Here is a 10,734-nt window from a genome sequence, read left to right on the forward strand (position 1 = left end):
CGTCGGCGCCTACATCCGCGCCGCCGAGGCCGCCTGGGTCGCCGCGGAACACGCCGAGCGCACCGAGAACCACGCCGTGGAACGGCTCGGCGAGGACACCAGCGCCATCGAACGCGCCCTCGACGTCCTCCGGCAGACCCACGCCGAGGCCACCCGCGCCGCGGTGGCCGCCGGGATCGACCCCGACGCCCTCGGCCGTGTCCCCGACACCGACGCCCGCGTCCACGCCCCCCGCGAGAGCACCACCCGCGTCGACCTCCAGGGACTGGAGCAGGCCGTCGAACGCCCGCCCGTCGACGGCGTCGACCTCGACGCCCTGCGCGAGCACCTCGGCCGCCTCCACGACCGATTCACCTCGGCCGCCGCCCTCGCCGACGACCGCAGCGACGCCGCCACCCGCCTCACCGGCCTCACCACGGACGAGGCCACCGCCGACCGCCGCCTGGTCGCCCTCACCAGCGAGGCGGAGAGCGCCGAGGCCCACCTCGAACACGCGCACACCCGCGAACGCGACGCCATCGACCTCCTGCGCGAGGAGAGCGCCGACTACGCCGAGGGCGTCCGCGCCTGGACCGCCCGCCTGCGCGACTCCAGCCACGCCCACGCCCTGGGTGAGGCCATCCACGAACTGGAGGGCAGTGTCGAACTGCCCATCAGTGAGGACCTGCGGGTCCTCGGGTCCTGGCCGCCGACGTGCCCGCCACCGTCTCCCGCTTGGCCCACGCCGCCGTCGACCCGCTCCTGGAGGAGCTCCGAGCCCGCCGCGACGTCGCCGTGGGGGAGGAGGGCCAGCTCTCCGACGAACTCCACGAACTCGCCGACCGCCGCACCCGGAACACCGGCCACGCCCCCGCGCGCCCCGCCTGGGCCACTCACCCCCGTCCCGACGGCGAGGGCGTCGCCTTCCACCTCGCCGTCGACTTCGTCGAGACGCTCACCCACGACCAACGCGCCGGACTCGAAGCCGCCCTCGAGGCCAGCGGGCTGCTCACCGCGTGGATCCGCGCGGACGGCACCCTCCACGACCCCGCCACACGCGACGTCGTCCTCACCCCCGCGCGCCCCGCCAAGGGCCGCACCCTCCTCGACGCCCTCGTCCCCGTCGCCTCCCCCGACACCGGCGTCAGCCACGACACGCTGCGTACGCTGCTGTCCTCCATCGCGCTGCGCTCCGAGGCCCAGGACGCCGCCGAGGACTCCGAACCCAAGCACCGCCGCGACGCCTCGGTCGCCACCGTCAGCTCCATGACCCTCGGCGGCGGGTGGCGCCTCGGCGTCGCCTCCGGGGCGCACCACAAGTCCGACCCCGAGTTCATCGGCGAGGCCGCCCGCAAACGCGCCCGCGACCGCCAACTGGCCAACACCGAACGGCGCAGGGACATCGCCGAGGCGCTGCTCTCCGAGGCGGGGGAACGCCGCTGGGCCGTGGAGAGCTCCTACGCCGAACTCCTGAAGGTCTCCCGGGACCTCCCCGACCCCGCTCCGCTGGTCCGTGCCTGGGCCACCCTCGACGTCGCCCGAGCCGACGTGGCCGCCGCCCGCCGCGCCCACGACATCGCCCAGACCGCCGCCGACGAAGCCCGGGCCGAGCTCCTCGACATCCGCGCCCGGCTTCGCGAGGCCGCCACCTCCCACGCGGGGTCCCCGGCGCACCCGCTCCCGACCGTGCGCGCCGAACTCGACAGCACCCTGCGCGCCCTCGACCACCTGCGCGTCCTGGTCGCCACAGCGCTGCGCGACCTCGACGTTCTGGCCTGGGGCCTGGCCGACCACGAGCGCCACGTCGCAGCCTGGGCGCGTGCCCGCTCCGACCGTGTGCTGGCCGAGGACGCCCGGGCCGCCGCCATCGACGACATGATCACGGTCCGCCGCCAGATCGAACTGGGCGACCGCGCCCGCGGCGTGCCGGAGGACCAGCTCGACGCCGCCCGCGAACAGGTCCGGGCCCGGTCCGAGGAGGCCGCCGCCCGGCTGCCCGAACTCGAACGCGCCGCCCAGCGCGCCCGTGACGACCGCGTCAGCGCGGAGGCCCGCCTCGCCGCCGCCACCCGCGAACGGGCCGAACAGGTCCGCCTGGCCCTCGTCAGCGGGGACGCGCTCGTCTCCGCGGTCACGGTCGGCGCCGCAGCCTCCGGAGACGCACCCGACGCCGTCCTGCTCGGTGCCGCGGGCCTCGCCGCCTGCGCGGCCGCCGACGCGCCCCTGGCCCGCTACCTCGCCGCCCGCGCCGAGGGCGCCGTTCCGTCTGAGGGCGCCGGCGCCGGCACCGACGACCCGGTGGCCACCGCGGCCCCCGCCGCGCCGCCCGGCCCCGACACCCGCCTCGCCCTGCTGGAGGCCTTCGTGGCCCAGTTGGAGGAGGGGCTCGCCGGGCAGGACGGTGTCGCCGACGTCGACGACAGCGCGATCCTCGGCAGCCGCGAGGAGCTGCGCCGCCTGCTCACCTCAGTCGGCTGGTCCCAGACCCGCACCGAACTCAGCGAACCGCGCGGCCTCAAGCGGCTCACCGTCCACGACGAGGACGGGACCCACGACGTCACCGTCTACGCGGAACGCGTCACGGCCGCCGCCGCGCGCGCCGAGGAGACCGTCGCCATCGCCGAGGAAGAGGCCTTCGAACGGCACCTGCTCGGTGAACTCGCCGGCCACCTCTCCCGCCAGATCGACGAGGCGCGTCGCCTCATCGCCACCATGAACGGCGTGCTCAAGGACGTCACCACCTCCGCCGGTCTCGGCGTCCGCCTGGACTGGGACCTGGCCCCCGACGCGGGAGCCGACATCGAGGCCGTCGTCCCGCTCCTGGCCACCCCCGCCGAGAAACGCACCCGCGTCCAGACCACCCGCCTGCGCGACGCCCTGCGCCGCTGCATCGAGGCGATCCGCCGACTCGACCCCACCGCCACCGGCGGCGCCCAGCTGCGCGCGGCCCTGGACTACCGTTCCTGGTTCGCGTTCACCGTCTACGTCACCGACGGCAGCGGGGACGAGCGCAGGCTCGGCCACCGGACCGCCCTCAGCCAGGGGGAGCAGCGGGTCGTGGCCTACCTGGTGCTGTTCGCCGCGGCGGCCGCCCAGTTCGACGCCCTCGGCGCCCACGCCCCCTGGGCTCCCCGGCTCATCCTGCTCGACGACGCGTTCGCCAAGGTCGACGAGCCCACGCACGGGCGCCTGCTCGGCCTGCTCGTCGAACTCGACCTCGATTTCGTGCTGACCTCCGAACGGGTGTGGGGCTGCTTCGCCAGCGTGCCGAGCCTCAACATCTACGAGTGCCTGCGCGACCCCGACGTCCCCGGTATCGCCACCCTGCACTTCACCTGGGACGGGAGCAGGCGCAGGCTGGTCGGCGTGTGAGCGGGGAGAGAACGGGGGGAAGTTCGGGTCGTACTTCCCCCTCTGTCCTAATCTGCTTGTGCAGGATCGACGACGGAGCGGGGTGGCGCAGGTGACTCGGGGACCCGAGGCGTTCGACGACGGAGGACAGCACGACCGTCATCCCCCGCCGTCCGCGGACGACCCCGTCACCGAGGGGCTCCTGGACGAGCTGGCGCGGTCGGGCCTGCCCGCCGAGCTCCGTTCCTGGGTCACCGCCGCCCTGTGGGGCGACGAGGCCCTGACGGCCCTGCTGAACGGCGAGCGCATGCCCGACGCCGCCCAGGGCGCCACGCCCGGACCCGACACGAGCCCGGGCGGCCCGGTCCGTCGCGCCTACCTCACCGGAATCCGGGTGCAGGGTTTCCGCGGCATCGGCCGGCCGGCCGAACTCACCTTCCCGCCCGGCCCCGGCCTCACGGTCATCGTGGGCCGTAACGGCTCGGGCAAGTCCAGCTTCGCCGAGGCCGCCGAGGCCGCGCTGACCGGGCGCAACCCCCGCTGGGACGCCATGCCCACGGGGTGGCGCGACGGGTGGCGCAACCTCCACTACGACGAGCGCACCGAGGCCACCGTCGACCTGCACATCGCGGGCGACGACGGCCCCACACGGGTCAACCGGCGCTGGACCGGGGAGAGCGTGCGCTCGGCGCGCGGAGAGGTGGTCCACCCGGACGGGGAGACCTCTCCACTGCGCACCCTCGCCTGGGGCGAACACCTCGTCCGCTACCGGCCGTTCCTGTCCTACGACGAACTCGGCCGCACCGTCACCGGGCGGGCCGCCGAGCTCTACGACACCCTCACGGCCCTCCTGGGCCTCACCGGTCTCGCGGATGCGGAGCGGCGGCTGGCCCGGGTGTGCGACGGCCTGGCCAAGCGCCGCGACCGGCCCTCACGCGAACTCAGGTTCCTCCTGGAGGCGCTCCAGAGCACGGACGACCCCCGCGCCGCCCGCGCCGTCCAGCTCCTGACGGCGTCCCACCTGGATCTGGAGGCGCTGCGCTCGATCGCCGCCGACGACGGCCCGAACGACCCCGCCCTCCATACCGTCCTGCGCCGGCTGCGCCGGCTCTCCGTCCCCGAACGGGTGGTGATCAGCGACGTCGTCAACGAGCTCCGCGGCGCGGCCATGGAGCTCGCGATGGCCGCGGGCACCAAGGGCGACCACGCGCACGGCGTCGTCCGCCTCCTGGAACAGGCCTTGGAACACCACCAGCGCCATCCCACGGAGACCACGTGCCCCACCTGCTCCACGCAGGGGGCCCTGGGCGCCGACTGGGTTCGCCGCGCCAACGCCCAGCTCCGCGCGCTGCGCTCCCAGGCCGCGTCCGCCTCCGCGGCCTACGAGCGCGCCGACGCCGCGCGCGACCAGGCGCGCTTCCTGCTCGCTCCGGCGCCCTCGTGGCTGCCGCCGGAGAGCGAACTGGGACAGGTGTGGGCCCTGTGGGAGTCCGGGGCCGACATCACCGACCTCGGGGAGCTGGCCGAGCACGTGGAGACGGTCGGGCGCAAACTCCGCGCCGCCGCCGTCACCGCCCGCCGCGACGCCACCGAGCGCCTGGAGGACCCCACCGGCGGATGGGCGCCCCTGGCCGAACAACTCTCCGGGTGGCTCGACGACGCTCAGGAGGCCATCGCGGCCCGGGAGGCGCTCGCTCCCGCGGAGGCGGCCCTGAACTGGCTCTCCGAGCAGGCCCGGGAGCTGCGGTCGCAGCAGCTGGGCCCGGTCGCCACCCAGGCCGAGCAGGTGTGGTTCCGACTGCGCCAGGAGCGTCACATCGACCTCCAGGGGATGCGCCTCATCGGCCGGGGCGCCCGGCGCAGGGTCGAGGTGGACGTGTCCGTGGACGGGGTCGAGGACCAGACCAGCGCGCCCGGTCTGCTCAGCCAGGGCGAGTTCCAGGCGCTGGCGCTGTCCATCTGCCTGCCGCGCGCCCTCGTGGACGGGAACCCCTTCGGCTTCCTCGTCCTCGACGATCCGGTCCAGGCGATGGACACCGAGACCGTGGAGGGGCTGGCCTCCGTCCTGTCCGAGGTGGGGCGCCACCGGCAGCTCATCGTGTTCACGCACGACACGCGTCTGTCCGACGCCCTGCGCAGGCTCGGGCTGCCCGCCACCATCCGCACGATCAACCGCGACGCCATGTCCAACGTGTGGGTGACGGAGGGGGACGGATGAGGCGGGGGAGACGCCCGCGGGGAGCGGCCTGGATCACATCGACGGGTTCCGCGGGCGCCGCGTGAGGGGCCGGGAAGTCCGCGAAACCGCCTCTGTACTGGCCCTTTCCCTCTCCGTGGATGGAGTCGTGAGTGCGCCGGAGGGGCTGTTCCGGGGGCGGAGGGGATTTGATTTGGCAGACCACCCCCGAAGACCTGTATAGTCATGACCAGCGCAAGGGGGCAACGCCCCCGGGGCGGACGAGAGAAAGCCCCACAGCGCGCCCCTTTAGCTCAGTCGGCAGAGCGTCTCCATGGTAAGGAGAAGGTCTACGGTTCGATTCCGTAAAGGGGCTCCACCACTTGAAGCGGTCCGGTCCACTCAGGTGGGTGGCCGGTGGAGCGACTACCGGCCTGGTACCGGGAACGGTCAGCATTGACCGTCCCCACCGATCGGGGCGGAGTAGCTCAGTCGGTAGAGCAAGCGGCTCATAATCGCTGTGTCGTCGGTTCAAGTCCGGCCTCCGCTACCAACCCGCTGACCCCTGAGGCCCTACTCAGGGGTCGAAGCGGGCCCTTTGCAGTGTTCACTGCAAACCAAGTACCGTCTCCAGCGAGAAAGGCACTCCGAAGTGGCTGCCACCGACGTGAGGCCGAAGATCACCCTGGCCTGCCAGGAGTGCAATCACCGGAACTACATCACGCGTAAGAACCGTCGGAACACCCCCGACCGTCTCGCGATCAAGAAGTTCTGCCCGAACTGCCGTAAGCACAACGAGCACCGCGAGACCCGCTGAGTCCCGCCGCGTGCCGTCGCCCGCCCGCAGGCGCGTGTGGGCGGTGGCTCCGTTCGACTTAGACTTCCGGCCCGGCGAGCGATCCGCTCGCCGGGCTGTTCGCGTGTCCGGGCCCTTCCCCGGGCAGAAGGACCAGGAGAGGGAGACCGTGGCGATCAACGCCGAGTACATCGGCCGGGAGTACCCGGCTCCGGAGCCCTACGAGGTGACCCGCGGCAAGATCCGCGAGTTCGCCGAGGCGATCAACGACCCCAACCCGGTCTATGTGGACCGGGCGGCGGCCGAGGCCGCCGGGTACCCCGATGTGATCGCGCCGCCCACCTTCCCCGTCATCCTGGGCATGGCCGGTTCCGCGTACGCCGTCGCCGACCCTGAGCTGGGGGTGGACTTCTCCCGCGTCGTCCACGGCGACCAGAGCTTCCACTACAGCCGTCCCCTGCGCGCGGGTGACGTCCTGACCGCCGTCACCCGGATCACCGACGTCAAGACCCTTGGCGGCAACGGGATGCTCACGCTGGAGACCGTGGCCACGGCGGCCGACGGCGAGCACGTCGTCACGGCGGGCATGATGCTCGTCGTGCGCGGCGAGTGACCAGGACCGACCACCAGAACGTGAGGAACGCGACCGTGAGCCTGCGCCACGCCGACGTCGAGGTCGGCACCGAACTCCCCGAGCAGACCTTCCGGGTCCGCCGCCTGGACCTGGTCCGCTACGCGGGCGCTTCGGGCGACTTCAACCCCATCCACTGGAACGAGCGCTTCGCCAAGTCCGTCGGTCTGCCCGACGTGATCGCGCACGGCATGTTCACCATGGCCGAGGCCGGACGCGTGCTCACGGACTGGACCGGGGACCCCGGCTGCGTCGTCGACTACTCGGTGCGCTTCTCCGCGCCCGTCGTGGTGCCCGACGACGACGAGGGCGCCGACATCACCGTCGGCGGCAAGGTGAAGGCCAAGAACGACGACGGTACCGTGAACGTGCTCCTGACGGCGCGCTCCGGCGGCGCCAAGGTGCTGGCCAAGTCCACCGCCGTCGTCCGCCTGGCCTGAACGGCGGATCCGCGCCGGCCTTCGACCACCGTGCCGCGGCAGCAGTGAAGCAGTGAGGTAGAACCGTGTCCACACTCTCCGGAGCCCTGCTCTCCGACCACACCACGCTCGGGCTGGGCGGCCCGGCCAAGACCTTCCTCGTCGCCCGCACCACCGACGCGCTGGTGGACGCGGTCACCGCGGCGGACCTGGACGGTGAGCCGCTCCTGGTCCTGGGCGGCGGCAGCAACCTGATCGTCGCCGACGACGGCTTCGCGGGCACCGTCGTGCACGTCGACTCGCGCGGGGTCTCCCTCACCGAGGCCGGGCACGACCCGGAGACCGGCGAGGACGTCGTACTGCTGCGCGCGGAGGCGGGCGTGGAGTGGGACCCGTTGGTGGAGCGCACGGTCGCCGAGGGGCTCAGCGGCGTCGAGTTCCTGTCCGGGATCCCGGGCCGGGTCGGATCCACCCCCATCCAGAACGTGGGCGCCTACGGGCAGGACGTCAGCCAGACCGTGCGCGAGGTGCTCGTCCACGACCGGCACACGGGTGAGCGGCGCACCATGGCCAACGCCGAGTGCGGCTTCACCTACCGCGACAGCGTGTTCAAGGGCCAGGACCGCTATGTCGTGTGCGAGGTGGTCTTCGAGCTGCGCAGATCCGAGCTGAGCCGCCCCATCCGCTACGCCGAGGTGGCCAGGACCCTGGGGGCCGAGGCGGGCGCACGGGTGCCCCTGGCGCAGGCCAGGGAGACCGTCCTGGCCCTGCGCGCGGGCAAGGGCATGGTCCTGGACCCCGACGACCCCGACACGCGCAGCGCGGGCTCGTTCTTCACCAACCCCGTGGTGACCGCCGAGGAGTTCGCCGCGGTGCGCGACCGTGCCGCGGGACGGCTCGGCCCGGACGTCGAGGTCCCCGGCCACCCTGACGGCGACGGCAACGTCAAGCTGTCCGCCGCCTGGCTGATCGACCGGTCCGGGTTCACCAAGGGCTACGGGACCGGCCCCGCGCGGATCTCGGGCAAGCACACGCTGGCGCTGACCAATCCGGGTGGCGCGACCACGCGCGACCTGCTGGACCTGGCCCGCGAGGTGCGGGCCGGGGTCGAGTCCGTGTTCGGCGTGCGCCTGGTCAACGAACCCGTCATGGTCGGTGTGAGTCTTTGAGGCGGTGCCTTTGCGGGCCTTTGCTGCGCCTCGGTTGCCCGCGACATGTTTGAGGCCGTGCCCAATTCTTGAGTTGGGCACGGCCAACTTGTTTATCAGGGGATCCTTAAAAACAAATTCGCCGAGCGAATGAATTGCCTTTTCCTTTTGTTTTGCTAAGGTCTTGTGTGTCGAAGGGGAGTAGTCCCCAATCCACGCGATCGACACACTGGCCGCTCGGCGGCCCGGTCGTGTGAGCCCGTCACGGTAGTGGCTGAACAGCCAGGGAGCAGGTTCCAGTCAGGGCGGACGAGACCTTTGGCCCGGTAGGAAACGACCGGGTTGAAGGGGCGTCCGCTGCTTCCTTCTGCCCGAAACCCTCGGTCGGAGGAGGACGTGTGACAGCATTTCTCACGGGTCTGGCTGTGAGCACCATCGCCATTCTCATCGCGGAGATGGGGGACAAGACCCAACTGGTGGCGATGTCCCTGGCGACCCGCTACCGCGCTCTCACGGTCATCCTCGGCGTCACCGCCGCCACCGCCGTCGTCCACGCGGGCAGCGTCCTCCTGGCCGAGGTCCTGGGAGCCAGCATCCCCACCGACTGGCTGACCTTCACGGCCGGAGTCGCCTTCGTCGTCTTCGGGTTCTGGACCCTGCGCGGGGACGAGATGACCGCCGAGGACGAGGAACGCGCCGCCTCCCGGCGGATCCGTTCCGGCCTGCTCACCGTCTTCGTGGTGTTCCTCACCGCCGAACTCGGGGACAAGACCATGCTCGCCACCATCACCGTCGGCACCCAGTACCACTGGCTGGCGGTCTGGATCGGCTCGACGATCGGCATGGTCGCGGCGGACGCCGTCGCCATCGTGCTCGGCGCGGTCCTCGGAAAGAAGCTCCCCGAACAGGCCGTCCGGGTGGGCGCCGCGATCCTGTTCTTCGCCGCGGGCGCGGCCATGCTCGGCCAGGGCGCCTGGCTGCTCCTGAGCTGAACCGCCCGCGCGCGGGGGAGCCCCGGCTCAGGCCGGATCGCCCTCCGGCGCCGTCGCCAGCCACGCGTCGATCCCCGCCAGGAGGTCCTTGCGCACGGCGTCCGGGGCGCCCGACCCCCGCACCGACATCCGCGCCAGCTCGGCGAGCTCCCGGTCCCCGAAACCGAACACCTCCCGCGCGATCCGGTACTGCTCGACCAGGCGCGGCCCGAACAGCAGCGGGTCGTCGGTGCCCAGGGCGATCTGGACCCCCGAGTCGAAGAGCCTGCGCAGCGGCAGGGGGTCCACCCGCTCGAACACCCCCAGGCCGACGTTCGACGTCGGGCAGATCTCCAGCGTCACGCCCTGGGTGGCGATCCGCTCCACCAGGTGCGGGTCCTCCACCGCACGGACGCCGTGCCCCACCCGGTCGGCGCTGAGATCGTCCAGGCACTCGCGCACGCTGCGCGGTCCCAGGAGCTCCCCGCCGTGCGGAGCCGACAAAAGCCCCGCGCGCCGGGCGATCCGGAAGGCGGCCTCGAACTCGCGCGCCCGTCCCCGTCGCTCGTCGTTGTTCAGGCCGAAGGACACCACGCCCCGGCCCGCGTACTGCCGGGCCAGCCGCGCCAGCGCCCGGGCGTCCATCGGGTGGCGCGTGCGGTTGGCGGCCACCATCAGGCCGATCGGGACGCCCGTGTCCCGTTCGGCCGCGCGCGCGGCGTCCAGGATGAGCTCCAGGGTGGCGGTCAGACCGTCGAACAGGGCGGCGTATCCGCTCGGGTCCACCTGGATCTCCAACCAGCCCGACCCCGCGGCCCGCTCGTCCTCGGCCGCCTCGCGCAGCAGCCGGTAGACGTCCTCGGGCCTGCGTAGGACCGAGCGGGCGATGTCGTAGAGGCGCTGGAAGCGGAACCAGCCGCGTTCGTCCGTGGCGCGCAGTCTGGGCGGCCACTCGTCGACCAGGGCCTGGGGGAGGTGGACCCCGTGTTCCTCCGCGAGTTCCACGAGGGTCGAGTGCCGCATCGATCCGGTGAAGTGCAGGTGCAGGTGTGCCTTGGGCAGCCGGTCCAACCGGCGCGCGCTGGTCGGTGTCTCCATGACGCAATGCTGCCGCAAACCGCGCACGCGTGGTACCGGGACCCGAAGACCGGTCGGGAAACGGCGGTCGAACGCGGGTGTGCCCCCGGCCGCGGCCGGGGGCACACCCGCTGATCCATTCGGGCGCCGGCAGGGTTCTGCAAGACGAGGCGAGCCGCTAACGAG

7 protein-coding genes, 2 tRNA genes and 1 pseudogene are annotated in these 10,734 nt (G+C 72.7%); 9 read left to right on the forward strand and 1 reads right to left on the reverse strand.

Going from position 1 to position 10,734, the window contains the following annotated elements:
- From D471_RS33750 to D471_RS0110165, 9 genes and pseudogenes are all read left to right on the forward strand, one after another.
- Nucleotides 1–3,351: pseudogene (locus D471_RS33750) on the forward strand (SbcC/MukB-like Walker B domain-containing protein); the annotation flags it as partial.
- An 82-nt stretch (nt 3,352–3,433) separates the two neighbouring features.
- The gene (locus D471_RS0110130) at nt 3,434–5,548 is read left to right on the forward strand and encodes an ATP-binding protein (protein ID WP_017598515.1); all 2,115 of its coding nucleotides are present in this window, start codon (nt 3,434–3,436) and stop codon (nt 5,546–5,548) included.
- A gap of 261 nt (nt 5,549–5,809) precedes the next feature.
- Nucleotides 5,810–5,885 (forward strand) — tRNA-Thr (locus D471_RS0110135).
- A 98-nt stretch (nt 5,886–5,983) separates the two neighbouring features.
- Nucleotides 5,984–6,059, forward strand: a tRNA-Met gene (locus tag D471_RS0110140).
- Nucleotides 6,060–6,158: 99 nt separating this feature from the next.
- Nucleotides 6,159–6,323 (forward strand): 50S ribosomal protein L33, encoded by a 165-nt coding sequence (gene rpmG / locus D471_RS0110145; RefSeq protein ID WP_013156089.1) that lies wholly within the window; start codon nt 6,159–6,161, stop codon nt 6,321–6,323.
- 148 nt (nt 6,324–6,471) lie between these two features.
- A complete protein-coding gene (locus tag D471_RS0110150; protein WP_026127584.1) occupies nt 6,472–6,915 on the forward strand; it encodes a MaoC family dehydratase N-terminal domain-containing protein in 444 nt (147 codons plus the stop codon).
- Between the two features lie 35 nt (nt 6,916–6,950).
- Entirely contained in the window at nt 6,951–7,373 is a 423-nt protein-coding gene (locus D471_RS0110155; protein WP_040689120.1) for a MaoC family dehydratase, read from the forward strand.
- Between the two features lie 65 nt (nt 7,374–7,438).
- Entirely contained in the window at nt 7,439–8,521 is a 1,083-nt protein-coding gene (locus D471_RS0110160; protein ID WP_017598518.1) for a UDP-N-acetylmuramate dehydrogenase, read from the forward strand.
- A 377-nt stretch (nt 8,522–8,898) separates the two neighbouring features.
- Nucleotides 8,899–9,492 carry a TMEM165/GDT1 family protein gene (locus tag D471_RS0110165; RefSeq protein ID WP_026127586.1) on the forward strand — a complete coding sequence of 198 codons (594 nt, stop codon included), beginning with the start codon at nt 8,899–8,901 and terminating at the stop codon, nt 9,490–9,492.
- Between the two features lie 27 nt (nt 9,493–9,519).
- Here D471_RS0110165 and D471_RS0110170 read toward each other — a convergent pair whose 3' ends face one another.
- Nucleotides 9,520–10,569, reverse strand: coding sequence for an adenosine deaminase (locus tag D471_RS0110170; RefSeq protein ID WP_017598520.1), 1,050 nt, complete (start codon nt 10,567–10,569; stop codon nt 9,520–9,522).
- Nucleotides 10,570–10,734: the final 165 nt, after the last annotated feature.

The organism is Nocardiopsis lucentensis DSM 44048, from assembly GCF_000341125.1.
In the GTDB taxonomy this organism is placed as follows: Bacteria; Actinomycetota; Actinomycetes; order Streptosporangiales; family Streptosporangiaceae; genus Nocardiopsis; species Nocardiopsis lucentensis.